A 23,643-nucleotide genomic window follows, 5' to 3' on the forward strand; every position below is an offset into this window, starting at 1 on the left:
CGCCCCCGCTCCATCAGTTTCAGCGCTTTTTCACGAACTCGGCGCGCAGCACCAGGCCCTTGATACCCGGGTAGCGGCAGTCGATTTCCTGCGCGTCGCCGGTCAGGCGGATCGAGGGGATCACCGTTCCGCGCTTGAGCGTCTGCCCTGCGCCCTTGACGTCGAGATCCTTGATCAGTGTGACCGAGTCCCCGTCGGCCAGCAGATTGCCGACCGCGTCGCGCACTTGCACGGTATCGTCATCCTGTCCGGCATCGGCAGCTTGCTTGGCCGCCAGTTCGGAGGCAGGCAGCCATTCGCCGCTCACTTCGTCGTAGACATAGTCTTCATCATCGCCAGCCATGGGAAATCTCCTTGTTGCGCAGCCCATGGCAGGTTGGCGCGGGTTTGGGGAGGGGCGATGTGACCCGCCTTGCCCAAGCGCGGGCGCTTGCCTAGACGCAGGCCATGTCGACACCCGATCTTGCCATTCGTCTGCGCCGAGCGGCGTTCAACCGCGCACTGGCCGAAGCCGACCTTGCCGCGATCGGTCCGCTGCTCGCGCCGAACGTGGTGCTGGTGACCGGCAGCGACAGCGCCGCGATTGCCGGGCGCAAGGCGCAATTGCTGGCATGGAAACGCGAATTCGCGGCGGCCGAGCGCGTGGTCTACACGCGCACGCCCGAAAGCGTCACGGGCTCGCCGGTCGAACCCATCGCGATGGAGATCGGGCGCTGGCAAGGAGCGCGCTCGGGCGACGGCACGGTGCTGGCAAGCGGGACTTACGCCGCCAAATGGCGCGAAACAGGCGGGCAATGGGTGATCGAGGCCGAGATCTTTGTCACCATGGGGTAGGGCTGGTGCCAAAGACGGAGCAGACCGGAAAAGGGGGGTGGGCCATAGAAAAAGGCCCCGGCGCTGGTGAGCGCACGGAGCCTTTTTGCTGCAACATGATGGGTGCCGCCTCCGGGGGGAGGAAGCGGCGTGTCCCGATCAGTTGGTTGCGATGCCCAGCTTCTGGACGTCAGCCAGGCGGAATTCGACCGGCTTGTTGTTGAAGGTGCCGGTGACCGACTTCTTCTTGATGTGCAGTTCGAAGGGCACCTTGCCGGCATAGGCCGTGCCGCGAACGATCTTTTCGCCGGCCTTGTCTTCGGTGGTGTAGTTGTACGCAACGCCCTTGTGGTTGAACGAGCCGTCTTCAGCGGCGATCGCCGGAGCAGCTGCGGCAACGGTCAGAGCGGTGGCGGCGAGAATGGTCTTGATCATGGCAGTAACTCCGCTGGGGTAGAGGGATTGCCCTCAGAGCACCCGTGATGTTCAATCTATGCAATTCCGATGGGCCGCATGTGATGCTGCGCCTGCGAAGTCGCAAATGTATTTGCTGCGACGCAACTTGCATGAAACGCAACTGTAATGATTTTTAAGGATTTCGAAATCCGGCAATCGCGACGAACTGCACGAAAGGGAGCGACTTGCCTGCAAGAACCGGATTGGTCCGGCTGAGGCATGAACCAAATGCAGTGCTATCGACACCTGATTCGTGCCGTAACGGTGTGTTTGCCTGACGCCCGTTGCGGTTGGGGATCTCGTGAACATCCTGATCTGCGGGGATCAGGGCGCTTGCCAAGTCTGGTGATTGTCGCAAGATTGCCCGCAAGACATCACCCTGTGCGCAAGGATGACGCCGATGGATCGCAACATAGTCACCCTTGGTCCCGACCAGCGCAAAGCGGCGATCGCCACGCTTGCGCTCGCCTTTCAGGACGATCCGGCGATGTCGTGGATGATCCCCGATCCAGTGGTGCGGACGCGCCGTCTGCCGAGGTTGATGGCGTGGTCGGTGGACGATCATCTGGCCAACGGGTTGGTGCTGGGCACGCCGGGTGCCGAGGCGGTTACGCTGTGGCGACCGCCGGGCACGGTCCACCGCCATGCGCCATTGACGCCATTGGCCATCGTCGGGTTCGTGCGCATGTTCGGCCTTCGCGTGCTGCACGCCGAACGGTTGGACCGGACGATCTTTCGGCATTTGCCTGCGGGTGAGGCGCAGTTCTATCTACGGATGGCCGGGGTGCGCCCCGACAAACAGGGGCAGGGGCTGGGCGGGTTGGCGATCCGAGCCGGATTGGTGCGTGCGGCCGAGCTGAATGTCCCCGCGGTGCTGGAAACCGCGACCGAAAGCAACGTCGGCCTCTATCGGTCGCTGGGCTTTGCCGTGATCAGTGAATGGCAGGTCAGCGGCGGCGGACCGCGCTTCTGGACCATGAAGCGGGAATAGCATCTGCCACCCACAGCGCCAGCCACACCAGCACCGGCTGGGCGAACATGCGCGGAATGTGATAGCCCAGCCCAAAGCCATGGTCGGGCCGCTGCATGTCGATGATGAAGTGGTTGATGTTGGCCGGGAATACGCAGACGGCGTAAAGCGCAAGGCCCCATCCGGCCGCCCGCCGCAACGGCACCGACCACGGTTGCAACAGCCCGACCGCGCCCGCCAGTTCGGCTATCCCCGTCAACAGGATGGTCAGTTCGGGAAAGGGCACCCAGCCCGGCGTGATCAGCAGGAACGGATGCGGGGCGACGATGTGGACCACGCCAGCCAATGCATAGAACAGCGCAAGGACGACGCGCAGCACGGAACGGATCATGCGCCCGGCTCCCATCCTGACGGGGCAAGCCGAAAACCGGCAAAGTCGAAGCCTGGGGCCACCACGCAGGAAACCAGCGCATAGCCGTGCGGGCCGGGCAGGGGGGCCGCTGCCTGCCACTGGCCGACCGGCACGACTGCCTGCGCCGATTGTCCGCCAAGCACATCGGCGCCAAGCTCAATGACGCTGACTGGCCCGGCATCATCGGGCGCAAGCGACAAGGCTACCGGATCGCCGCTGTGCCACAGCCAGATCTCGTCGGCATCGACCGTGTGCCAGTGCGAGCGCTGACCGGGTTCCAGCAGGAAATGGATCAGCGTGGCGGCAGGCCTTGCGCCATCGGCTGCTTCTGCGCGCCATGTCTGGCGATACCAGCCTCCTTCGGGATGAGGTTCGAGCTGCAAGTGCTGGATCAAGTCGGATGCGGTTGCCATCGCCGCACCATTCAAGGCGCGACACCGCCTGTCAACCGCATCCGCCAACAAGCGATTACGCTCAGGAAGTCGGCGTTGCCTGGCCGCTGATCGTGGTGCTGTTGGGTTGGGCGCTGCGGCTGGCACCGAACATCCAGATGGCCGAAAGCAGCACGATTGTCAGCGTAAGGCTGATCAGCAGTACCGAGCGCATAATGCGCGGGCCGCCTCCGCCGCTGGATTCGGTCGGGGTGACATGGGTTTCCTCGCCCTCGCGTTCCATCGTCGCTGTCCTTCAAGAGAGTCTTTCCTGAAGTACTTACTCCGGGCGGATGGCGATGTTCCCGGTCTCGTGTCGCGCATTACCAGACAGCGGGGAGCAGTTCGATCGCGCCGCCGTCGCACAACCGCCAATCGCCGCGTGCCAGAAGATCGTTGCTGTCGCGCGCGCGGCGTCCTTCGGCCAGCGACCAGGTGACGTGCCACGTGCCGCCACCGGGCCGCTCGGTGCTGCCATCGATCGCCACGACCAGCGCTTCTACCCCGGTGCCGTCATCGGCATGGCCGATGATCCGGGCGGACAGCAGCGCCGGCGGTGGCACAGCGTCGACCCCCGCAAAGGGGTGCAAGGTCACATGATCGGCCACCAGCCGGGCGTGGCGCGGCGGGAACAAGTCCAGCAGGCGGGCCCTGCACGGCTCGGACAGTTTCCAGCCGACCACGCGCGAGCCACTCATTCCTGCCATCCTCCTGCCGGGGCAGGCCCCATCAGTGGCGTGCCCCCCTTGTACTCAGTCGCGCAGCAGTTCGTTGATCCCGGTCTTGCTGCGGGTCTGTGCGTCCACCGTCTTGACGATGACCGCGCAGTAGAGCGACGGACCCGGTGTGCCATCGGGCAGCGGCTTGCCCGGCAGCGAACCGGGCACGACCACCGCGTAAGGCGGCACGCGGCCGATGTGCACTTCGCCGGTGGCGCGGTCGATGATCTTGGTACTGGCGCCAAGGAACACGCCCATCGACAGCACCGCGCCTTCGCCCACGATCACGCCTTCTGCCACTTCCGAACGTGCGCCGATGAAGGCGCCGTCCTCGATGATCACCGGTCCGGCCTGCAGCGGTTCGAGCACGCCGCCGATGCCGACGCCGCCCGAAATGTGCACGTTCTTGCCGATCTGTGCGCATGAACCGACCGTGGCCCAGGTATCGACCATCGTCCCTTCATCGACGAAGGCGCCGATGTTGACGAAGCTGGGCATCAGCACCACGCCCTTGGCAATGTGCGCACCGCGGCGGGCGACCGCGCCCGGCACGACGCGGAATCCGGCGTCGCGAAAGCGGTTTTCCCCCCAGCCGGCAAACTTCGATGGCACTTTGTCAAAGGCCGGGGCACCGCCCGCACCGCCTTCGACCACAGCGTTGTCGTTCAGGCGGAACGAGAGCAGCACAGCCTTCTTCAGCCATTGGTTGACCACCCAATGCCCGTCGATCTTTTCGGCGGCGCGCGCCTTGCCGCTGTCCAACAATTCGAGCGCGGCATCGACCACTTCGCGCACATCGGCGCTGGCAGGGGTCACGTCGGCGCGGTTTTCCCACGCAGCTTCGATGGCGGTGGCCAGAGTCGTGAAGGGGGCGGTGGTCATGGTATCTCTCCCGGAAACGGCGGGCTTGAACAGCGGGCGGTAAAAGCGCGCTGGCGCCTAGCCCACCCGGCCCTCGGGGGCAAGCGTGGCAAGGGCGCGGTCGAGCCAGGGCACGATGTCGGCGATCACTTCATCGATCGCGGCATCGTCCTTGGCCCGGTCACCCCATTCGGTGCCAAGATCGAGCCAGATCGTCTGCATGCCCAAGGCCTTGGCCGGGCCGAGGTTGCGCGCGCTATCCTCGACGAACACCGAACGCTCCGGATCGACGCCGAACGCCTCGACGAAGCCGGTATAGGCCGATGGTTCAGGCTTGGGGCGATAGGTCATCGCGTGGATATCATACGTGCCGTCGAAGCAGTGCGCGATGTCGAGTGCTTCCAGCACGCGCTGGGCATAAGGTCCGTCGCCGTTGGTGAACACCAGCCGCCGGCCGGGCAGCGCCAGCAGCCGCTCGGCAAGGCGTGGGGCTGCGGCCAACGCGGTCATGTCGACATCGTGGACGAACGTGAGGAAATCATACGGATCGACCGTATGGTAGTGCATCAATCCGGCCAGTGTGGTGCCGTGGTCATGGAAGTACATCTTCTGGATGCGCTTGGCCTCAACCAGATCGCAGCCAAGCAAATCCGAGATGTAGCGGCCCATCAGCACGTCGATCTGGTCGAACAGCCGGGTCGATGGCGGATAGAGCGTGTTGTCCAGATCAAACACCCAGCAATCGACGCGTGTGGGGTCGAACGCCATCAGCAGGACACCGGCGTGCAAGCGCAAGGCCTTGCAACGGCGGCAACGACGGGCGAAGGCGCTAGGCGAAAGGACCGATCCATGGCGCCGTCAAAGCATGATCCGCGGGCAATTGCCAGTGCGCTCCCAAGCCTTGCCCCGAACGGGCTGGTGATCGGCGTCGACGAAGCCGGACGCGGGCCGCTGGCGGGGCCGGTGGTAGCGGGCGCCGTGGTGCTGGGCACCACGATGCCTGCGGGCCTGAACGATTCCAAGAAGTTGACCGCCCGCGCCCGTGCCCGGCTGGAAACGGCGATCCATGCCGATTGCCGCTGGGCCCTTGGCCTTGCCGATGTTGCCGAGATCGACCGGCTCAACATCTTCGGTGCGACGATGCTGGCGATGACCCGTGCAGTTGCCGCGCTGGTAACGCTTTGCGATGAGCCTGTGGCGCTCGTGCTCGTCGACGGCAAGCAGACGCCGGCCGGGCGCAGCCCCGGCTGGGTTTGGCCTGCGCGCGCCATCGTTGGTGGCGACGCCAGCGAACCCGCAATCTCCGCCGCATCGATCGTGGCGAAGGAACATCGCGACCGCCTGATGCGTGAGGCGGCGTTGCTCCATCCGCAGTTTGGCTGGGAGCGCAATGCCGGGTACGGCACTGCCAAGCACATGGCTGCCCTGCGTGAACATGGGCCGACGCCGCTGCACCGCCGCAGCTTTGCCCCGGTTGCGCAGATGCTGCTCGTTTGAGGCTGCCCTGATCTGCGTCGGGCAAATATTTTCCGTGCGCAGCGTTACACCACATCTTGAGTCCCATCGGCCAAACGGACTCAAGATGTGCTTTCGGACTCGTTCCGTTCCGCCTCTGGAATCACAGCGACTCGGCGGAATTGGGCGAGTCGCGGCTTGACGCGAGTCCCCGGATGATTCACCCTTGGGCTCAATCGACAAGGGATTTGTGGCAATGGTTACGCTGGTTCAGGACAGGGTTGGGACGCGGGTCAAGGCGCGCGCGCTGAAGGCATCGCCTGCTCCTGCGGTGGTGCGCCCGGCGCTGCCGGTCAACCGCATCCTGAAGGGCGATTGCATCGAACAGATGCGCGCACTCCCTGCCGCCTCGATCGACATGATCTTTGCCGATCCGCCCTACAACCTGCAACTGGGTGGCGATCTGTCGCGCCCCGATGGCAGCGCGGTCGATGCGGTGACCGACGACTGGGACAAGTTCGACAGTTTCGCCACCTATGACAAGTTCACCCGCGAATGGCTGGCCGAAGCGCGCCGCCTGCTCAAGCCCGATGGCTCGATCTGGGTGATCGGCAGCTATCACAACATCTTCCGCGTCGGCGCGATCCTGCAGGATCTGGGCTTCTGGATCCTGAACGACATCGTCTGGCGCAAGGCCAATCCGATGCCCAACTTCAAGGGCACCCGCTTTACCAACGCGCACGAAACGCTGATCTGGGCGGCCAAGAGCGAGAAGGCGAAGTACACCTTCAACTACCGCGCGATGAAAACGCTTAACGACGAATTGCAGATGCGCTCGGACTGGGTGCTGCCGATCTGTTCAGGACAGGAACGCATCCGCAAAGGCGGGACCAAGGCGCACCCGACGCAAAAGCCCGAAGCGCTGCTCTATCGCGTGCTGCTCGCCACCACCAACAAGGGCGATGTCGTGCTCGACCCGTTCTTCGGCACCGGCACCACCGGCGCCGTCGCCAAGCGCCTTGGGCGCGACTGGATCGGCTGCGAGCGCGAGGATGATTACATCGCCGTGGCCGAGGAGCGCATCGCCGCTGCGCTGCCGCTCGATGAATCCGCGCTGGTGACGATGCAAAGCCGCAAGACCGCGCCCAAGGTCGCGTTCGGCGCGCTGGTCGAAGCAGGCTGGATCGCTCCGGGCACAGTGCTGTTCGACCGCAAACGCCGCCTGTCGGCCAGCGTTCGCGCCGATGGTTCGCTGCTGGCGAGCGAGGGACAGATCGGCTCGATCCACGGACTGGGTGCCGCCTTGCAAGGTGCGCCATCGTGCAATGGCTGGACATTCTGGCACCTTGAGCATGAGGGCGAGGTCAAGCCGCTCGACAGCTTGCGCCAACTCTACCTTCTTGCGGTCGAGGACTGACGAGACACGTCGATGACGGCGCGCATCTACATCCGTCCGATCGCGCTGGGTGAAAGCCCGCAGTCCGATGATGGCGAAGCGGTAAGGCTGGTCGGCGGGCTGAGCGTTGCCACGCGCTTCGCCGTGATCGTGCGCAAGACCGGAAAGATCGTCTCGCGCAGGGTGGTGGGCGCTTCGGGCATCGCCGCAGCCTTGAGCGGGCTGCCCGATGCGTTGGCCGAAGAAGGCACGCGGCAATGGCAGGCCTTGCGCAGGGCGCATGCGCCGTTGGTTTTGGGCGCGCGCACGTTGCGCTTCGATCAGCCGCTGGTCATGGGCATCCTCAACGTCACGCCCGACAGCTTTTCGGATGGCGGACAGTTTCTCGACAAGCCCGAGGCTGCGCTCGATCATGCCCACGCGATGCTGGAAGCCGGCGCCGCATTGATCGACGTGGGCGGTGAATCCACCCGTCCCAACGCGGCGGCGGTGTGGGAGGGGGATGAGGCGCGGCGCGTGGTTCCGGTGATCGAGCGGCTTGCCGCCAGCGGCGCAGCCATCTCCATCGACAGCCGCCGCTCGACCGTGATCGAGGCGGCGCTGGCAGCGGGCGCGCATATCGTCAACGATGTGTCGGCTTTGCGCCACGATGCGCGCACAGCCGAAATCGTGGCGCGCAGTGGTGCTCCGGTGGTGCTGATGCACGCTCCCGGCAATGCCGAGGATCTGCACGCCGACGGCGACTATGCCGACGTCGTGCTCGATGTGTTCGATGGCTTGCGCGATCGGCGCGACGCGGCATTGGCGGCGGGCATCGCACGCGAAAAAATCCTGCTCGATCCGGGCATCGGCTTCGGCAAGACTTTGGCCGAGAACCTAGCGCTGGTGAACGCGCTGGCACTATTCCATGCGCTGGGCCAGCCCTTGTTGTTCGGCGCCAGCCGCAAGCGCATGATCGGTGCGCTGTCGAACGAGGCGCCCGCGCACAAGCGGTTGGGTGGATCGATTATGCTGGCGATACAGGCAGCGCAGGCCGGGGCGCACGTGATCCGAGTCCACGATGTTCCTGAAACCGTGCAGGCGCTGCACGTATGGCGCGGTTTGCGTGATGCGGCGCTGACCGACTTTTCGCAATTGGACCTATCGGTCTGAACTTGCGCCATAATCGTGGCATTGGCTGCGGATTAGCTCTGTTCGATTGCGCCCCCGCCACAGTATAGCGCGGGGCGATGACCGAAACCGCACCCGCCACCATCCCGGATTCGCTTGACGCCAAGTTGCCGCCGAGCAGCAAGCTCTTGCCCAAAAAGTCGCTGGTGCTGCGGTTCGGCAAATGGATCCAGCCCAAGACGAACCGCTGGATCGCGCGCAGTTCGCGCATTCCCGACATTCCGGTCTACGATGATCCGCCCGCGACCTTCCCGTGGGTCAAGCTGCTTGAGGACAACTGGGAGGTCATCCGCGCCGAAGCTGCCGCGGTGCTGCAGGATCTGGAAAGCGTGCCGCCGTTGGCCACGATTTCGCCGGACCATCGCCGGATCGCCCCGGCCGGACGCTGGCGCTCGTTCTTTCTGGTCGGCTATCGCTACCGGGATGAGGAAAACTGCCGGCGCTGTCCGCGCACCGCCGCGCTGGTGGCGCAGGTGCCAGGGCTCAACTCGGCGTTCTTCTCGGTGCTGGTGCCCGATACGCAATTGCCGTCGCATACCGGCGTGTCCAAGTCGTTCCTGACCTGCCACCTCGGCCTGCAAGTTCCGCGTGAGAGCGAGAAATGCCGCATGCGTGTGGTCGATCGTTGGCTCGAATGGCGCGAAGGCAAGTGCCTCGTGTTTGACGACGTCTACAACCACGAAGTGCGCAACGACAGTGACGAGACGCGCATCGTCCTGCTGGTGCAGTTCAAGCGCCCGGTCGGCCCCATCGGCTGGCTGGTCGGCAACCTGTTCCTCGAAGGGGTGCGTCGCTCGCGCTTTGTGCAGGACGCAAGGCGCGGCATCGCCCGCTGGCGCGACGATCACGCGGCATTGCAGAGGCCTTGAGGTGGTAGGCGGGGCTGCAATTCGGTGATCGGTTGCGACTTGCTACCGAATTCTCCATCATAATGGTTGAGTTTCTGCTTGGCGTGGGTCGGGCGGAGGTTTAATCTATTCGAATAACAAGTCGTTCGACCCGCGTTGCTTGCCCGGGATTGTTCGTTTGGTCGTTCTCCCGCGCTCCGCTGCATCCGTGCCGGCCGACAAAAAGCGAGGAGAGGACGCATGGCTTACCTGTCTCCCATCAACCCACGCAAACGGCTCGCATCGCTGGGCGCGGTCACCGCGCTCCACGGTGCGCTGGCGGTCGCGATCCTGACCGGTTTCGCCGGGGGCATCATCAAGACTCAAGTGGATCGCACGCTACAGGCGCAGGACTACGCACTGCCGCTCGATCCTCCTTCGTCATTGCCGACAATGAAACCCGTTGATACGCGCCAGACGCGCCAGCGCGATGATCGCGCTTTCGTCAGCAAGCCGTTGGAAAATCTTAGCGGGTCGGTGCCGACCATCGACATCGCGATCGACACCAGCGCCCTGCCGTTCGGTCCCGGTCCGGTTGTCGACCGGCCAGAGCCGATAACGCAACCAAAGGCTGCCTTCGTACCGCGCGCGGCCCGTCCGCTCAACGCGCCGGGGCGCTGGGTTTCCGCGTCCGATTATCCTACGAACGCGCTGCGGCGTGGGGAACAGGGGGTCACCGGGTTCACCCTGACCATCGGACCCGATGGGCGGGTGCGCGACTGCGCGATCACACGCTCGAGCGGTTCGGCCGATCTTGATGCGGCAACCTGCAACAAAATCGCCCAGCGCGCACAGTTCGCTCCGGCCAGCAACGAAACCGGCGATGCGGTGGCCGGGCGCTACAGCAACGTGATCCGCTGGCAGATCCCCGAGTAAACCGGACACGCTGCCAGACACGCTGAACAATGGCACCGCTTCGGCCCATTCGGGTCGGGGCGGTGCAGCGGCAACTGCCTGATGACAGCGCTTGGGCGCTATCAGGCGGCGCTTTCGATGCCCAGTTCGCTCAGCTTGCGGTACAGCGTCGAACGGCCGATCCCGAGCCTGCGGGCGACTTCGGTCATGCGGCCGCGATAATGGCCGATGGCAAGGCGGATGACGTCGGCCTCGATGTCTTCAAGCGGGCGCAAGTTGCCGTCGGCGGTGTACAACGTCACGCCCGCACCTTCGCTGATCATCGGGGCGATGCGCGGAGCTTCGCCGACCATCGTCGAAAGATTGGGGAAATCCTGCGCGGTCAGCACTTCACCGTCGCAGAACACGGCGGCGCGGAACAGCGTGGCCTGCAACTGGCGGACATTGCCCGGCCAGTCGTAAGCGGCGAGAAGCGACAGCGCGCCATCGCTGATACCCAGCGGTCGCAGGCCCGGCTGCTCACCGATGCGAGCGAGGAAATAGCGGGTGAGCGCCGGAATATCGGCGGCGCGGTTGCGCAGCGCGGGGACCAGCACTTGCGCCCCGACCGTCAGGATATCGAGCAAGGTCTGGTCGAACAGGCCTGCAGCGGTCAGGTCGCGCAAGTTGGCGTTGCTGCACACGATCACCCGCACATCGAGCCGGAACGAATGGCGCGCGCCGATCGGCTGCACGTCGCCGCGCGACAGGAACTGCGCGAGCCGCTCCTGCACCGGCTGGGCCAAGCGGTCGATCTCGTCGATCACCAGCGTGCCCATGTCGGCTTGCTGCAAGGCGCCGACATGACGTTCGAAAGCACCCGGAAATGCACCCTTTTCGTGCCCGAACAGCACCGATTCGATCTGGTTTGCGGGGATTCCGCCCGCATTGACGATGCGCAACGGGGACTTTGCGCGCGGACTGGCCGCATGCATCGCGCGCACCAGCATCTCTTTCCCGGTACCGGTCTCGCCTTCGATCAGCACGGTTGCCTGCGTCCGCGCGGCCTTTGCGGCAACGGCCAGTGCGGCGCGAAAGGCGGGTGCGGCGCCGATCATCGAATCGAAATCGAGCGTGGCACCGAGCTTTTCGGTCAGCGGCTGCAATTCGTCATTCGGCGTTTCGCGGGTGGTTGCTGCGCGCAAGGCTTGCAACAGGCGATCGGGCGCAACCGGCTTGATCAGGTAATCCGTAGCCCCGGCGCGCATCGCTTCCACCGCGAGCAGAGGCGAGGAACTGGCGGTCAGCATGAGGATCGGCAGCGCGGGGCGGCGGGCTTTCAACTCGGCGATCAGGCTGCAGGCTTCATCGCCCGGCACCCACTGATCAAGGATGATCGCGCCCAACTGCATGCCCTGACGCGTGCCAAGCGTGGCGATGGCGGTCTCCGAATCCCTGACCACCAGCGTGCGCCAGCCTTCGCGTGCGGCAAGCGCGGTGATCAACCGGCTTTGCGCCGGTTCATCGTCGATCAGCATCAATACGCGGTCTTCAGGCTCTGCCATCATGTCCCCGAAAGGTTCCGATCACCCGGTATTTTGATCAGGGCCGGTCTTTTGATCAGGTCACTTCGTAGCCTATCCAGGTAAAAAGCCAATTAAGCCGATCACTGGACCTTGGCACTTGAGCGATGAACAGGTGGCAGCTAGAGCTTGGAGGAATTTGGGTGTCATGCGCCTGAACGTCACCAAGCCAGGGGAATGGACAAAATGGGTTCTGTCAACAACATCAAGGCCGCACGCGAAACCTACGAAGGCTTCATCGGCCTGATCAAGGTTTCGGTTCCGGTGATCATCGCGATCGTCGCTTTCGTCATTTATATCATACAATAAAAGGGCAATCGCGGGTGGCAACAACGATCAGCGTCCTTCGTGAAAGGGCCGACGGGGAGAGCAGGGTCGCGGCAACGCCCGAAACGGTGAAGAAGTTCACCGCGCTTGGCGCGAAGGTCGTGATCGAAAGCGGGGCCGGACTTGCCGCCTCCATCGCCGATGCGGACTATCAGGCCACCGGCGCCGAAATCCGCAGCGAAGGCGTGGTGAATGGTGCCGACATCGTGCTGGGCGTGCAGGGGCCGGAAGGCGACTTGCTGGCCGGTGCCAACCCCGGTGCCTGGATCGTTGCCAGCCTTGACCCCTTCACCCGGCGCGACCGGGTCGATGCTTATGCCGCCGCCGGGTTTGAGGCGCTGGCCATGGAGTTCATGCCGCGCATCACCCGCGCGCAAAGCATGGACATCCTGTCGAGCCAGTCCAACCTGGCCGGTTACAAGGCGGTGATCGAGGCGGCGGGCGCCTATGGTCGCGCCTTCCCGATGATGATGACCGCCGCCGGCACGATCAGCGCCGCGCGCGTGTTCGTGATGGGCGTCGGTGTGGCGGGGCTTCAGGCCATCGCCACCGCGCGACGGCTGGGCGCGCAAGTTTCGGCCACCGACGTGCGCTCTGCCACAAAGGAGCAGATCCAGTCGCTCGGCGCCAAGCCGATCTTCGTGGAAAGCGTCGCCGGTATCGAGGGCGAAGGCGCCGGCGGCTATGCCACCGAAATGAGCGCCGAATACCAGCAGGCCCAGGCCGAACTGGTATCCAGCCACATCGCCAAGCAGGATATCGTCATCACGACCGCGCTGATCCCCGGCCGCGCCGCGCCCCGGCTGGTCACCGATGCGCAGATCGCCAGCATGAAGCCCGGCTCGGTCATCTTCGACCTTGCCGTGGCGCAGGGCGGCAACGTCGAAGGCTCGGTGCCCGATCAGGTCGTGGTCAAGCACGGCGTCAAGATCATCGGCTTTTCCAACACTCCGACGCATCTGGCCGCAGACGCCTCGGCACTGTTCAGCCGCAACCTCTACAACTTCCTCTCCGCGTTCTGGGACAAGGAGCAGGGCAAGCCGGTGCTCGATGAGGAAATCGGCAACGCCATCCGCCTTACTCAGGGCGGGCAGGTAGTGAACCCCAGATTGCTGGGTTGAACGCGTACAATCTCCCCCTTGGGGTGAGACTCTGTTGGAGTCACTTGCTGATATGGACTTCATTTCAATCCTGAGCGTGTTCGTGATGGCCTGCTTCGTGGGGTATTACGTTGTCTGGTCGGTGACCCCGGCCTTGCACACCCCGCTGATGGCGGTGACCAATGCGATTTCCTCGGTCATCGTGGTCGGGGCGCTGGTCGCTGCGGCGGCTGAGGGTTCGGCGGTGTCCAAGTGGCTGGGCCTTGGCGCGGTGGTGCTGGCTTCGGTCAACATCTTCGGCGGCTTTGCCGTGACCGAGCGCATGCTGGCGATGTACAAGAAGAAGGAGAAGAAGTGATGGAACAGGTCATCTCTCCTTCCTTGTCGCCTCCTGCGTGGGTCGGTCTGGCCTATCTGATCGCCGGTGTGCTGTTCATCCTGGCGCTGCGCGGGCTTTCCAGCCCCGCAACGTCACGCGCAGGCAACCGTTACGGCATGATCGGCATGACCATCGCGATGGTCACCACGCTGGTCACGCACGGCATTGCCAGCTTGCCTGAAATCGCAGGCGCCATCGCGATCGGCGGCGGTGTGGGCTTCATCACCGCGCGCAAGATCAAGATGACCGACATGCCGCAACTGGTGGCGGCATTCCACTCGCTGGTGGGCCTTGCAGCCGTGCTGGTCGGCCTTGCCGCCTATCTGAACCCGGTGGCGTTCGGCATCACCGGCGCCGATGGCTTGATCGAGCCGCAGAGTCGGATCGAGATGGGTCTTGGCATCGCCATCGGGGCGATCACGTTCTCGGGCTCGGTCATCGCCTTCCTCAAGCTGGCGGGCAAGATGAGTGGCTCGCCGATCCTGCTGCCCGGCCGCCACGTGCTCAATCTGGGCACATTGGTCGCGATCATCGGACTGGTCGGCTATTTCACGCAGGATGAAAGCCAGTGGGTGATCGCCACGATCACGGTGCTGAGTTTCATCATCGGCTTCCTGCTGATCATCCCGATCGGCGGCGCGGACATGCCGGTGGTCGTCTCGATGCTCAACTCGTATTCGGGCTGGGCAGCGGCGGCGATGGGCTTCACGTTGCACAACACCGCGATGATCATCACAGGCGCGCTCGTGGGCTCATCAGGCGCGATCTTGTCCTACATCATGTGCAAGGCGATGAATCGCGGGTTCCTGTCGGTGATCGCGGGTGGCTTTGGAGCCGATGCTGGCCCGGCCAGCGGCGGTCCGGCCAAGGAGCAGCGCCCGTGGAAGCGCGGGTCTGCCGAGGACGCGGCCTACATCATGAAGGAAGCCGAAACCGTCATCATCATCCCCGGCTACGGCATGGCGGTGTCTCAGGCGCAGCACGTGCTGCGCGAGATGGGCGACCAGCTCAAGAAGGCGGGCGTCAACGTCAAGTACGCGATCCATCCCGTCGCGGGCCGGATGCCCGGTCACATGAACGTGCTGCTGGCCGAAGCCAACGTGCCCTATGACGAAGTGTTCGAGCTGGAGGACATCAACGGCGAGTTCGCGCAAGCCGACGTGGCCTTCATCATCGGCGCCAACGACGTGGTCAACCCGGCGGCCAAGACCGACAAGTCCAGCTCGATCTATGGCATGCCGGTGTTCGACGTCGAAAAGGCCAAGACGATTTTCTTCGTCAAGCGCTCGATGGGCGGGGTCGGCTATGCCGGGGTCGACAACGACGTGTTCTACATGGACCAGACGATGATGCTGCTCGCCGACGCCAAGAAGATGGTCGAGGACATCATCAAGGCCCTGGCGCATTGATCGGGCCGTACTGATTGGTTGATGCATCAGAGTGGCGGGCCTGCGCTGGACGTAGGCCCGCAGCTTGCCTAAGGATTCACCGTGAAGGAGGGGCCACAGACGCCCCCGGATGGAGAATCGGCACTTGCGCAAGATCGGCCTTATCGGCGGGATGAGCTGGGTTTCGACCCGCACCTATTACGAGACCATCAACCGCAAGGTTCAGGCGCGCACGACCCCGCTCACCAGCGCGCCCTTGCTGATCGAGAGTCTGGACTTCGCACCGCTCTCGCGTCTGTCGAGCGCTGAGGAATGGGATCATGCGGCCGGGGTACTGGTCGATTCCGCGCGGCGACTGGAAACGGCGGGTGCCACTGCCCTGCTGATCGGTGCCAATTCCATGCACAAGGTCTATGATCGCGTTGCCGACGCGGTGGCCATTCCGGTTATCCACATTGCCGATGTGGTGGGGAGGCGGCTTGAGGCCGACGGGATCAAGACGGTCGCGCTGATCGGATCGCGCAACGTCGTGGTCGAAGGCTTCTATCGCAAGCGCTTGGTGGCCCACGGCGTCACGCTGTTGCCCCCGGCGATGGAATATGTCGAGGAAACCGATCGCATCATCTACGAAGAATTGATGCAGGGAAGGCCGACGCGCGCGGCGGAGCGCACTTTCCGCACCATGATGACCACGTTCGGACAAGCCGGCGCGCAGGCGGTGGTGCTGGGCTGCACCGAACTGGACATGGTGATCGACGTCGATGCCACGGTGCTGCCGGTCTATGACGGCACTGCGATCCATGCCGACGCGGCGGTGGACTGGATATTGGGCGACGGGGTGCCGGGCGCCTGACATGGAACGCGCTTCCTATGCGAGCGATCCCGCACGCTCGCGGGGGCGCGAGTTCGCGCTTGAACACCAGACCGCACGCGGTCCGCGTAGCGACTTCCAGCGCGATCGCGACCGGATCATCCATTCGATCGCGTTTCGGCGGCTGCGCCACAAGACGCAGGTGTTCATTGCGCCCGATGGCGATCACTATCGCGTAAGGCTGACGCACAGTCTGGAGGTGGCGCAGATCGGCCGGGTCATTGCCCGTGCGCTGGGTCTGGACGAAGACCTGACCGAAGCGCTGTGCCTGGCGCACGATATCGGCCACCCGCCCTTTGGCCATGCCGGTGAGGATGCGCTTGAACAGGCGATGGACGGGCACGGCGGGTTCGATCACAACGCCAACACCCTGCGCGTGCTGATGCGCAAGGAAAGCCCCTATTGCGAGCATCTGGGGTTGAATCTGAGCTGGGAGATGCTCGAAGGGCTGGCCAAGCACAACGGGCCGGTGGCGAACGCACCCTGGGCGCTGGCCGAACTTGACGCGGGCTTTCCGCTCGATCTGGCAAGCCACGCTTCGCTTGAGGCGCAAGTGGCGGCGATTTCCGATGACATTGCCTACGACAATCACGACATCGACGATGGCCTGCGCGCAGGCTTCCTGTCGCTTGAGGACTTGCTGGAACTTCCTTCGCTTGAGGCGCAATGGCGGCCGATCGTCGAGCGCTTTCCGGGAGTGGCCGCCGAACGGTTGCACGGCGAGCTGGTGCGCGGGCAGATCGGGCGGATGGTCAACGACGTGATCGCCGAGACCCGCCGCCGCGTGGCGGAGAGCGGCGTGCGCACGGTCGAGGACGTGCGCGCCGTCGGACGGGTGCTATGCGGCTTTTCCGATGAATTGCGGGCCGAGGAGCGCGCGCTCAAGCGCTTCATGTACCAGCGGCTGTACTATCATCCCGAACAAATGGCGGCGGCGGAGCAGGCGACAAAAGTGATCGCGGCGCTGTTCGATGCCTATCGCGCCGATCCGGCAGCCTTGCCGCCGCGCTGGCTGGCCGAACTGCCCGAGGCCGAACCCCAACGCAGCCGTCATATCGCCGATTTCATTGCCGGGATGACCGATCGCTATGCGATGGACTGCTATGCCCGTCTGTTCGGGGTGGTGCCGGAGGGTTTGCGCAATGTCTGATTCCGCAATGTCTGGTGCTTCGGTCTTGCGCGTGTTGCTGGTGGGCGCGACCGGTCTGGTCGGACGCGCGGTGATTGACGCTTCGGTCAGTGATCCGCAGATCCGGGCCGCCAAGATGCGACTGGTCGCGCTGGCGCGGCGCGAAATCGCCTTGCCACAAGGCGCGCGGATGGAACTGGTGCTGGCCGATCCGCAAGGCTGGCCCGAGATGATCGCGCGGGTTGCGCCCGATGTGCTGGTGATCGCGTTGGGCACGACGATTGCGACGGTCGGGGGCGATCGCGACGCCTTCCGCGCAGTCGATCATGACCTTGTGCTGACTTGCGCACGCGCGGCCCACGCGGGCGGTGTTCGTCATGCCATCGCCGTTTCGTCGGTCGGCGCTGACCCGGACTCGCGCAATTTCTACTTATCCGTCAAAGGTCAGACCGAGGTGGAACTGGCCCGGATCGGCTTTGCCCGGCTCGACATTCTTCGGCCCGGCATGCTGCGCGGGCGCAGGGCAGGGCGCCTGCGCCCCGCCGAGCAAGTCGGACAGTGGCTCTCGCCCCTGATCGACCCGTTGCTGAAGGGCAAGTGGACGCGCTTCCGGTCTATCCGCGCTTCCGATCTGGCGCGGGTCATCCTCGATTTGACGCGCGCAAAACAACCCGGACTTTTCATCCACCACAGCTACGAATTCCGGGCAATCCTGCGGCGCTGACGCGAGACTTAAGGCAGCGACTTAAGGCAGAGTCTTAAGGCAATGGCTTTCTGGGCCCGCGCGCCCTTGCCTGTGCGGCGATGTGTTCGCGCCAGGCGACGACCAGACCGGCGGTGACCACGACCGGCGCGCCGATCCATGTCGAGGTCGGCGGCACGTGACCGAACGCCAGCCAGCCCCATAAGGTGGCCCAGAACAGTTGCGAATAGTCCATGACCATCACGCTGGCGACGGTGCCGAAGCGCAACGCGGCGGTCATCAGCACTTGCGCGGCAAGCCCGCTGAGGCCGATGCCCAGGATCAGCAGCCAGCCGGTGGCATCGTGCGGGGTGGCGGTCCACAAGGCCAGCGGAGCCAGCGCGATCACGCTGAACGCCGAAAAGTAGAACACGACAGTCAGCGGTTGTTCGGTACGGCCAAGGTCGCGCAACTGGATCGACACCAGCGCCACCATGAACGCCGCGCCGATGCCGACGACAAGCCCCTTCAACGGCAGATGCGCACGATCAGGGCCGGCGATGATCGCCACCCCGGCAAGCCCGAGCAGGACCGCCGTAATGCGCCATTTTCCCGGCATTTCGCGCAGCAGCAGTGCCGACAGAATGACCGCGAACAACGGTGCGGTGAAGCCCAGCACGGTCGATTCCGCCAGTGGCAGGATCTGCACTACCCCCAGCGTCAGGAACATGCCCGATGTGCCGATGGCGGCCCGGCGGGCGTGAACCCACGGCCGTTCGGTGCGGAGTTGCTGCAACCCGCCGCGCGCCGCCAGCCAGCCGACGATGGCAATGGCCGGAATGCACTGCCGCCAGAACATCGTTTCGCTCAGCGCGATCCCCCGTTCGCCGGTCAGCTTGACCAGCAGCAGCATGAACGAAAGCAGCATGGCCGAGCACAGACGCAGGCCCAGCGCCAGCATCGGTTGCTGGGTTGCCCTCATGGATGAACGCCGCTCATGTCGCTTTGCCATTGGCGGCGCGAAGGCTGACAATCAAGCGCTTACTCGTGCCTTGGGTAACCACCCCTAGTCTGCGCTCACCAATGGGCAATGAACGTGCGACAATCAGAGGCAGGCTTCGAGATAGGCCTGATCGAACCCGAACTGCCGCGCCTTTTCAAGCGTATAGGGGCGCAAGCCGGTGGGGCGGAATTCGCCGATGATCTTGCCGTCGGCGCTTTCGTCGAGGTACTCGAACTTGAACAGTTCCTGCGTGACGATCACGTCGCCTTCCATCCCGATCACCTCGGTGATGTTGGTGGTGCGGCGTGACCCGTCGCGCAGGCGCTTGACCTGAACGATGATATCGACAGATTCGGCAATCTGGCGGCTGATCGCTTCCTTGGGGATCTTGATGTCACCCATCAGGATCATGTTTTCCATGCGGCCAAGGCATTCGCGCGGAGAGTTGGCGTGCAGCGTACACATCGAGCCATCGTGGCCGGTGTTCATCGCGGCGAGCAGATCGAAGCACTCAGCGCCACGGATTTCGCCCAGAATGATCCGGTCGGGGCGCATACGCAGCGCGTTCTTGACCAGATCGCCGATCGTGATGGCACCTTGTCCTTCAAGGTTGGGCGGGCGCGTTTCGAGCGGCAGCCAGTGCGGCTGTTGCAGCCGCAGTTCGGCGGCGTCCTCGATCGTCAGCACGCGCTCACCCGGATCGATCATCTTCGACAATGCGTTGAGCATCGTCGTCTTGCCCGAACCGGTACCGCCCGAGATGACCACGTTCATGCGGCAGGCGCCCGCGATCTTCAGCGCGGTGCACATCTTGTCGCTCATCGAGCCGAAATCGCGCAGCATGTCGAGCGTGATCGGCTTTTCCGAGAACTTGCGGATCGAGATGGCGGTGCCGCGCAACGACAGCGGGGGAACGATGACGTTGACGCGGCTGCCGTCCTTCAGACGGGCGTCGGCCAGCGGCGTGGTCTGGTCGACGCGGCGGCCGACCTGATTGACGATGCGCTGGGCGATCTGGAACAAATGCGCTTCATCGCGGAACCGGATCGGCGCAAGGACCAGTCTGCCCTTCTTTTCGATGTAGGTCTGGTCGGGACCGTTGACCATGATATCCGAAATGTCGGGGTCGTTGAGCAGCTCTTCAAGCGGGCCGAAGCCCAGCAGCTCGTCGATGAGCACTTTTTCCAGCGCGAATTGTTCGCGCCGGTTGAGCGTGACCTTCAGTTCGGCCAGCACTTCCAGAATGATCGGGCGGAACTCTTCGGAAAGTTCGTCCTTGGTCAGCGTGGCGGCGGCTTCGGGGTCGACCCGTTCGAGCAGGCGCGGCAGCACCTGCTCTTTGATCTTGTGGACCGAGGCTTCAAATCCGTCGGCGGTATAGAGATTGTCGACGACCTGGTTGGCACGGTCGGCCAGCCGGGTCATGGCGTCCGACTTGGCTCCTGCCGCCGATTGCGCCTGATCGAGGGGATCGAACGCCTGCAACGAGGGAAACTGGTCGCCGCCACCGGGAACCGGCACGGCCGGCGTCGCCGAGCCCGACCCTTCGCCCGACTTCATCGGCCGGGCGACGCCGAACGACGGACGCAGCGGAGCGGCGCCTCCGCCCATTCCGCTCTTGCGGCCAAATGCGCTCATGCCGACAGCCCCTTTTCGTCCGTCAGGTGGCTTTGCCACTCTGCTCTTTGCAACTTTGGCACAACGCTGCCGCTTCCTGTCGCCATCCGGGCCGGGACGGCACCGATTGGCTTGTGTCGAATGACGGAAAAACCTTCAGAAATTCCTAAATGTGACACTTCAGTGGCCTTCGTTGCGACAGGTTCTTACCGCGCATCGACCACCTTGCAGGACCGGGGCAGAAAGCCTTCGATCAGCCGGTTGCGGCCCGCTGCGGGAACCATCGTCACAGATTAGGCCAAATCGGTTAACGATTTGCGAGGGACATTGCGGGTCGGTCTTGCCGGTTGGCCTGTGCGGTCAACCGCCCTCGCGCACGCGCAAGGTGGCAACAGCAGCGGTGATCATCACAAGCGCGGCCACCAGCATCGTCCACGCCGGTTCGGTCGGGAAAAAAGCGCGGATCACGCCGCCCATGACCGTCGCCACGATCAGTTGCGGCACGACGATGAACACGTTGAATACGCCGATGTAGATGCCGAACTTCGCGGGCGGGAGCGTGCGGGTGAGCATCACGTACGGCATGGTGAGGATCGACGCCCAGGCAAGACCGAACAGCGCCATCGGCACCAGCAGCAACAGCCTGTCGTGGATCACCAGCAGCAGGCCAAACGCTGCCGCGCCCGCCAGCAGGCACAGGGCATGGGTCCGCGCGTTGCCCAGCCGCTTGGCCAGCAGCGGCAGCGCAAAAGCGGCCAGCGCCGCCACGCCGTTATAGAACGCGAACATCACGCCAACCCAGTCGGCTCCGGCGTTGTAGGCCGCCCCGCTCGTGTCGGTGGCGTGAAACGTGCCCTGTGTTACCACCGGCGTCGTGTAGATCCACAGGATGAACAGCGCGATCCAGGTGAAGAACTGGACGAGCGCCAGTTGCCGCATGGTCTGCGGCATCCGCGCAAGGTCGCTGTTGATCTGGGCGAGCGTGCCCGCACTGCGCCGCAAACGCAGCAAGACTTGCGCCGCTCCGAACATGGCGAGCCCACCACCGAGCACGAGCAATTGCTTGTCGAGGTGGAGCGCCCAGACGGCGGCAACCAGCGCGACGCCCGCAACCAGCCACCACCGGCCGTTCGCCGGATAGGCCAGAGGCTCGTGCTCGGCGCCGCCTTCAGGTGCCGGGCTGAACGCGGCCATCTCCTGCGGCGAATATTCGCGCACCCGCAGCGCGGTCCAGCCCACGGCTAGCACGATGGCCGCCGCGCCAAGATAGAAACCATAGCGCACCGAGGGCGGGATCACGCCTTCGGGTGCGGTGCTGGCGACCCCGAGTGCGCCCAGAACCGTGGGCGCAAGGCTGCCGATAACCGCCCCGGCACCGATGAATCCGGTCTGCACGGCAAAGCCCTGCGCGCGCTGGTCGGCCGATGTCATGTCACCGACAAAGGCGCGGAACGGCTCCATCGACACGTTGAGCGAGGCATCGAGCAGCCACAGGAAAGCGGCCGCTAGCAGCAATACGCCGCAGTTTGGCAGGCCGACCAGCGCCAGTCCGGCAAGCAGAGCGCCAGCGACGAACCACGGGCGGCGGCGGCCAAAGCGGGTCCATGTCCGGTCCGACCAATGGCCGATCAGCGGTTGCACCAGCAGTCCGGTGACCGGCCCGGCGATCCACAGGAAGGCCAGATCATCGACATTGCTGCCCAGCGACTGGAAAATGCGGCTGACGTTGGCGTTCTGCAACCCGAACGCGATCTGGATGCCGAAAAAGCCGAAACTGGTGTTCCACAGCCCGGCAAAACTCTGGTGCGGCTTGGTGCGCGGTGCGCTGGTGCTCATCGGCTTTCCTCTCCGGGGCCATGACCCTCGGTCCTTGCTCTTGCTGCCGCGATGCCGTCTTTGCCGCATTCAGGCGAGATGCATACGAATGCCATGCGTGTTTGGGGCATGATTTGAGCATGCTTCGAGCATGCTTCGAGCATGTTTCGAGCTGGTTTCTGGTGTGTTCAGCCACCGCTGCTGGCGCGCACCACCAGTCGCGTGGGCAGGACCGAGACCGGCGGCGGGCGGCTTTCGATCTGGGCCAGCACGGTTTCTACCAGCGCTTCGCCCGCCAACCGCATGTCCTGCACAACCGTGGTCAATGGCGGGCTGGTGAACGAAGCGGCGGGAATGTCGTCGAAACCGACCACGGCGATATCGTCCGGCACGCGAAGGCCGGCTTCGGCAAGCGCGCGGATGGCGCCGATTGCGATCAGGTCGCTGGCGGCGAACACGGCATCGAATGGCAGATCGCGCTCAAGCAAACGGCGTGCCGCCTGATAGCCTGAATCCTCTGACGAAATGGCATCGACCACCAGCGCCGGATCGGATTGCAGGCGCGCCGTGGCGATGGCGCGCAACAGCCCCGCGTGGCGCTGCTGGAATTCGGGATAGTGCGAATCCGCCTGTCCCAGAAAGGCGATGGTGCGGCGCCCGCGCGCCAACAGGTGCTCGCCCGCCAGGCGGCCAGCGCCGAAGTTGTCCGAACCCACCGTTGCCCCGATCGTGCCGGAATCGACCGAGCCCCAGCGCACGAAATGGGTGCCCGAGCGCACCAGTTGGCGCAGGCGGTTTTCATAAAGCGCGTAATCGCCATAACCGAGCAGGATCAGCCCGTCGGCGCGGTGGCTTTCCTGATAGCGGGTGTGCCAGTCATCTTCCAGTTTCTGGAACGAAATCAACAAGTCCAGCCCGCGCGCCGCGCAGTGGCGGGTGATCGAGCCGAGCATCGAGAGGAAGAACGGATTGATGTTCGATTCATCGGGCGTCGGGTCTTCGAAGAACAGCAGCGCCAGCGTGTTCGAGCGTTGCGAGCGCAGCGAGGACGCGTTCTTGTCGACGGTATAGTTGAGTTGCCGGGCAATCGCCTCGATCTTCTGGCGGGTCGCGAGGCTGACGGTCGTGCTGCCGCGCAGTGCCCTGCTCACAGTAGGCTGCGATACCCCGGCCAGATAGGCGATGTCGAAGCTCGTCGGCTTGTTCGAAGGTTTCCGACCCATGCTGTCCCCAATCCCGGTGCTGCCCGATGTCGTTCCCGGGTCATTGCAAACAATTTAGGCATAATATCGAAATTATGCAAAGCGGCTTTGCGGGCATCGGCCAGTTTGTCGAGTGATTGCCC

27 protein-coding genes are annotated in these 23,643 nt (G+C 64.3%); 14 read left to right on the top strand and 13 right to left on the bottom strand.

Annotated features, from left to right (window positions below):
* Positions 1–19 precede the first annotated feature (19 nt).
* Entirely contained in the window at positions 20–343 is a 324-nt protein-coding gene (locus tag LDN95_RS06700) for an alkylphosphonate utilization protein (RefSeq protein ID WP_226016870.1), read from the bottom strand.
* A gap of 104 nt (positions 344–447) precedes the next feature.
* On the opposite strand from LDN95_RS06700, the gene LDN95_RS06705 reads away from it, so the two are divergent.
* A complete protein-coding gene (locus LDN95_RS06705; RefSeq protein WP_226016871.1) occupies positions 448–834 on the top strand; it encodes a nuclear transport factor 2 family protein in 387 nt (128 codons plus the stop codon).
* Between the two features lie 138 nt (positions 835–972).
* Here the strand turns inward: LDN95_RS06705 and LDN95_RS06710 are convergent, their stop codons facing one another.
* Entirely contained in the window at positions 973–1,248 is a 276-nt protein-coding gene (locus LDN95_RS06710) for a hypothetical protein (RefSeq protein WP_226016872.1), read from the bottom strand.
* A gap of 421 nt (positions 1,249–1,669) precedes the next feature.
* On the opposite strand from LDN95_RS06710, the gene LDN95_RS06715 reads away from it, so the two are divergent.
* A complete protein-coding gene (locus LDN95_RS06715; protein ID WP_226016873.1) occupies positions 1,670–2,260 on the top strand; it encodes a GNAT family N-acetyltransferase in 591 nt (196 codons plus the stop codon).
* On the opposite strand, the gene LDN95_RS06720 is transcribed toward LDN95_RS06715, so the two are convergent.
* The 6 genes from LDN95_RS06720 to LDN95_RS06745 all read right to left on the bottom strand — a co-directional run bounded on the left by LDN95_RS06720 (position 2,217) and on the right by LDN95_RS06745 (position 5,430).
* On the bottom strand, positions 2,217–2,630 hold the full coding sequence (locus tag LDN95_RS06720) for a DoxX family protein (protein ID WP_226016874.1): 414 nt from the start codon (positions 2,628–2,630) through the stop codon (positions 2,217–2,219). The genes LDN95_RS06715 and LDN95_RS06720 overlap by 44 nt on opposite strands.
* Positions 2,627–3,064 carry a cupin domain-containing protein gene (locus LDN95_RS06725; protein WP_226016875.1) on the bottom strand — a complete coding sequence of 146 codons (438 nt, stop codon included), beginning with the start codon at positions 3,062–3,064 and terminating at the stop codon, positions 2,627–2,629. The genes LDN95_RS06720 and LDN95_RS06725 overlap by 4 nt, the downstream gene beginning before the upstream one ends.
* Before the next feature lie 61 nt (positions 3,065–3,125).
* On the bottom strand, positions 3,126–3,326 hold the full coding sequence (locus LDN95_RS06730; protein ID WP_226016876.1) for a hypothetical protein: 201 nt from the start codon (positions 3,324–3,326) through the stop codon (positions 3,126–3,128).
* A 79-nt stretch (positions 3,327–3,405) separates the two neighbouring features.
* Complete coding sequence (locus LDN95_RS06735; protein WP_226016877.1) at positions 3,406–3,780, bottom strand: hypothetical protein; 375 nt, start codon at positions 3,778–3,780, stop codon at positions 3,406–3,408.
* Between the two features lie 54 nt (positions 3,781–3,834).
* Complete coding sequence (dapD, locus tag LDN95_RS06740) at positions 3,835–4,683, bottom strand: 2,3,4,5-tetrahydropyridine-2,6-dicarboxylate N-succinyltransferase (protein WP_226016878.1); 849 nt, start codon at positions 4,681–4,683, stop codon at positions 3,835–3,837.
* A 57-nt stretch (positions 4,684–4,740) separates the two neighbouring features.
* The gene (locus LDN95_RS06745; protein ID WP_226016879.1) at positions 4,741–5,430 is read right to left on the bottom strand and encodes a pyrimidine 5'-nucleotidase; all 690 of its coding nucleotides are present in this window, start codon (positions 5,428–5,430) and stop codon (positions 4,741–4,743) included.
* An 81-nt stretch (positions 5,431–5,511) separates the two neighbouring features.
* On the opposite strand from LDN95_RS06745, the gene LDN95_RS06750 reads away from it, so the two are divergent.
* The 5 genes from LDN95_RS06750 (at position 5,512) to LDN95_RS06770 (ending at position 10,446) form a co-directional block, all read left to right on the top strand.
* On the top strand, positions 5,512–6,159 hold the full coding sequence (locus LDN95_RS06750) for a ribonuclease HII (protein ID WP_226016880.1): 648 nt from the start codon (positions 5,512–5,514) through the stop codon (positions 6,157–6,159).
* A gap of 214 nt (positions 6,160–6,373) precedes the next feature.
* A complete protein-coding gene (locus LDN95_RS06755) occupies positions 6,374–7,534 on the top strand; it encodes a site-specific DNA-methyltransferase (protein ID WP_305082576.1) in 1,161 nt (386 codons plus the stop codon).
* 12 nt (positions 7,535–7,546) lie between these two features.
* Positions 7,547–8,665 carry a dihydropteroate synthase gene (folP, locus tag LDN95_RS06760; protein ID WP_226016881.1) on the top strand — a complete coding sequence of 373 codons (1,119 nt, stop codon included), beginning with the start codon at positions 7,547–7,549 and terminating at the stop codon, positions 8,663–8,665.
* A gap of 77 nt (positions 8,666–8,742) precedes the next feature.
* The gene (locus LDN95_RS06765) at positions 8,743–9,552 is read left to right on the top strand and encodes an aspartyl/asparaginyl beta-hydroxylase domain-containing protein (protein ID WP_226016882.1); all 810 of its coding nucleotides are present in this window, start codon (positions 8,743–8,745) and stop codon (positions 9,550–9,552) included.
* Between the two features lie 219 nt (positions 9,553–9,771).
* On the top strand, positions 9,772–10,446 hold the full coding sequence (locus LDN95_RS06770; RefSeq protein WP_226016883.1) for an energy transducer TonB: 675 nt from the start codon (positions 9,772–9,774) through the stop codon (positions 10,444–10,446).
* A gap of 101 nt (positions 10,447–10,547) precedes the next feature.
* On the opposite strand, the gene LDN95_RS06775 is transcribed toward LDN95_RS06770, so the two are convergent.
* Positions 10,548–11,969, bottom strand: coding sequence for a sigma-54 dependent transcriptional regulator (locus LDN95_RS06775; protein ID WP_226016884.1), 1,422 nt, complete (start codon positions 11,967–11,969; stop codon positions 10,548–10,550).
* 204 nt (positions 11,970–12,173) lie between these two features.
* Here LDN95_RS06775 and LDN95_RS06780 point away from each other — a divergent pair, with 204 nt between their 5' ends.
* The 7 genes from LDN95_RS06780 to LDN95_RS06810 all read left to right on the top strand — a co-directional run bounded on the left by LDN95_RS06780 (position 12,174) and on the right by LDN95_RS06810 (position 17,905).
* Entirely contained in the window at positions 12,174–12,296 is a 123-nt protein-coding gene (locus tag LDN95_RS06780; RefSeq protein WP_226016885.1) for an aa3-type cytochrome c oxidase subunit IV, read from the top strand.
* Positions 12,297–12,310: 14 nt separating this feature from the next.
* Complete coding sequence (locus tag LDN95_RS06785; RefSeq protein WP_226016886.1) at positions 12,311–13,435, top strand: NAD(P) transhydrogenase subunit alpha; 1,125 nt, start codon at positions 12,311–12,313, stop codon at positions 13,433–13,435.
* A gap of 52 nt (positions 13,436–13,487) precedes the next feature.
* Complete coding sequence (locus tag LDN95_RS06790) at positions 13,488–13,772, top strand: NAD(P) transhydrogenase subunit alpha (RefSeq protein ID WP_226016887.1); 285 nt, start codon at positions 13,488–13,490, stop codon at positions 13,770–13,772.
* On the top strand, positions 13,772–15,202 hold the full coding sequence (locus LDN95_RS06795) for an NAD(P)(+) transhydrogenase (Re/Si-specific) subunit beta (RefSeq protein WP_226016888.1): 1,431 nt from the start codon (positions 13,772–13,774) through the stop codon (positions 15,200–15,202). The genes LDN95_RS06790 and LDN95_RS06795 overlap by 1 nt, the downstream gene beginning before the upstream one ends.
* A gap of 124 nt (positions 15,203–15,326) precedes the next feature.
* Entirely contained in the window at positions 15,327–16,034 is a 708-nt protein-coding gene (locus LDN95_RS06800) for an aspartate/glutamate racemase family protein (RefSeq protein ID WP_226016889.1), read from the top strand.
* Between the two features lies 1 nt (position 16,035).
* Positions 16,036–17,202, top strand: coding sequence for a deoxyguanosinetriphosphate triphosphohydrolase (locus tag LDN95_RS06805; RefSeq protein WP_226016890.1), 1,167 nt, complete (start codon positions 16,036–16,038; stop codon positions 17,200–17,202).
* A complete protein-coding gene (locus LDN95_RS06810; protein WP_226016891.1) occupies positions 17,195–17,905 on the top strand; it encodes an NAD(P)H-binding protein in 711 nt (236 codons plus the stop codon). Before LDN95_RS06805 ends, LDN95_RS06810 begins: the two co-directional genes overlap by 8 nt.
* A 34-nt stretch (positions 17,906–17,939) precedes the next feature.
* Here the strand turns inward: LDN95_RS06810 and LDN95_RS06815 are convergent, their stop codons facing one another.
* From LDN95_RS06815 to LDN95_RS06830, 4 genes are all read right to left on the bottom strand, one after another.
* The gene (locus tag LDN95_RS06815) at positions 17,940–18,845 is read right to left on the bottom strand and encodes a DMT family transporter (protein WP_226016892.1); all 906 of its coding nucleotides are present in this window, start codon (positions 18,843–18,845) and stop codon (positions 17,940–17,942) included.
* Between the two features lie 123 nt (positions 18,846–18,968).
* On the bottom strand, positions 18,969–20,504 hold the full coding sequence (locus LDN95_RS06820) for a CpaF family protein (RefSeq protein ID WP_226016893.1): 1,536 nt from the start codon (positions 20,502–20,504) through the stop codon (positions 18,969–18,971).
* A gap of 339 nt (positions 20,505–20,843) precedes the next feature.
* Entirely contained in the window at positions 20,844–22,319 is a 1,476-nt protein-coding gene (locus LDN95_RS06825; protein ID WP_226016894.1) for an MFS transporter, read from the bottom strand.
* Positions 22,320–22,486: 167 nt separating this feature from the next.
* Complete coding sequence (locus LDN95_RS06830; protein WP_226016895.1) at positions 22,487–23,521, bottom strand: LacI family DNA-binding transcriptional regulator; 1,035 nt, start codon at positions 23,519–23,521, stop codon at positions 22,487–22,489.
* Positions 23,522–23,643 lie beyond the last annotated feature (122 nt).

Source organism: Novosphingobium sp. FKTRR1, from assembly GCF_020404405.1.
Classification (GTDB): Bacteria; Pseudomonadota; Alphaproteobacteria; order Sphingomonadales; family Sphingomonadaceae; genus Novosphingobium.

Bases quoted from the DNA above. Each gene is read 5' to 3' on its own strand.
- LDN95_RS06700 (WP_226016870.1), bottom strand. From the start codon at position 343: ATGGCTGGCGATGATGAAGACTATGTCTACGACGAAGTGAGCGGCGAA.
- LDN95_RS06705 (WP_226016871.1), top strand. From the start codon at position 448: ATGTCGACACCCGATCTTGCCATTCGTCTGCGCCGAGCGGCGTTCAAC.
- LDN95_RS06710 (WP_226016872.1), bottom strand. From the start codon at position 1,248: ATGATCAAGACCATTCTCGCCGCCACCGCTCTGACCGTTGCCGCAGCT.
- LDN95_RS06715 (WP_226016873.1), top strand. From the start codon at position 1,670: ATGGATCGCAACATAGTCACCCTTGGTCCCGACCAGCGCAAAGCGGCG.
- LDN95_RS06720 (WP_226016874.1), bottom strand. From the start codon at position 2,630: ATGATCCGTTCCGTGCTGCGCGTCGTCCTTGCGCTGTTCTATGCATTG.
- LDN95_RS06725 (WP_226016875.1), bottom strand. From the start codon at position 3,064: ATGGCAACCGCATCCGACTTGATCCAGCACTTGCAGCTCGAACCTCAT.
- LDN95_RS06730 (WP_226016876.1), bottom strand. From the start codon at position 3,326: ATGGAACGCGAGGGCGAGGAAACCCATGTCACCCCGACCGAATCCAGC.
- LDN95_RS06735 (WP_226016877.1), bottom strand. From the start codon at position 3,780: ATGAGTGGCTCGCGCGTGGTCGGCTGGAAACTGTCCGAGCCGTGCAGG.
- dapD (WP_226016878.1), bottom strand. From the start codon at position 4,683: ATGACCACCGCCCCCTTCACGACTCTGGCCACCGCCATCGAAGCTGCG.
- LDN95_RS06745 (WP_226016879.1), bottom strand. From the start codon at position 5,430: ATGGCGTTCGACCCCACACGCGTCGATTGCTGGGTGTTTGATCTGGAC.
- LDN95_RS06750 (WP_226016880.1), top strand. From the start codon at position 5,512: ATGGCGCCGTCAAAGCATGATCCGCGGGCAATTGCCAGTGCGCTCCCA.
- LDN95_RS06755 (WP_305082576.1), top strand. From the start codon at position 6,374: ATGGTTACGCTGGTTCAGGACAGGGTTGGGACGCGGGTCAAGGCGCGC.
- folP (WP_226016881.1), top strand. From the start codon at position 7,547: ATGACGGCGCGCATCTACATCCGTCCGATCGCGCTGGGTGAAAGCCCG.
- LDN95_RS06765 (WP_226016882.1), top strand. From the start codon at position 8,743: ATGACCGAAACCGCACCCGCCACCATCCCGGATTCGCTTGACGCCAAG.
- LDN95_RS06770 (WP_226016883.1), top strand. From the start codon at position 9,772: ATGGCTTACCTGTCTCCCATCAACCCACGCAAACGGCTCGCATCGCTG.
- LDN95_RS06775 (WP_226016884.1), bottom strand. From the start codon at position 11,969: ATGGCAGAGCCTGAAGACCGCGTATTGATGCTGATCGACGATGAACCG.
- LDN95_RS06780 (WP_226016885.1), top strand. From the start codon at position 12,174: ATGGGTTCTGTCAACAACATCAAGGCCGCACGCGAAACCTACGAAGGC.
- LDN95_RS06790 (WP_226016887.1), top strand. From the start codon at position 13,488: ATGGACTTCATTTCAATCCTGAGCGTGTTCGTGATGGCCTGCTTCGTG.
- LDN95_RS06795 (WP_226016888.1), top strand. From the start codon at position 13,772: ATGGAACAGGTCATCTCTCCTTCCTTGTCGCCTCCTGCGTGGGTCGGT.
- LDN95_RS06805 (WP_226016890.1), top strand. From the start codon at position 16,036: ATGGAACGCGCTTCCTATGCGAGCGATCCCGCACGCTCGCGGGGGCGC.
- LDN95_RS06810 (WP_226016891.1), top strand. From the start codon at position 17,195: ATGTCTGATTCCGCAATGTCTGGTGCTTCGGTCTTGCGCGTGTTGCTG.
- LDN95_RS06815 (WP_226016892.1), bottom strand. From the start codon at position 18,845: ATGAGGGCAACCCAGCAACCGATGCTGGCGCTGGGCCTGCGTCTGTGC.
- LDN95_RS06820 (WP_226016893.1), bottom strand. From the start codon at position 20,504: ATGAGCGCATTTGGCCGCAAGAGCGGAATGGGCGGAGGCGCCGCTCCG.
- LDN95_RS06825 (WP_226016894.1), bottom strand. From the start codon at position 22,319: ATGAGCACCAGCGCACCGCGCACCAAGCCGCACCAGAGTTTTGCCGGG.
- LDN95_RS06830 (WP_226016895.1), bottom strand. From the start codon at position 23,521: ATGGGTCGGAAACCTTCGAACAAGCCGACGAGCTTCGACATCGCCTAT.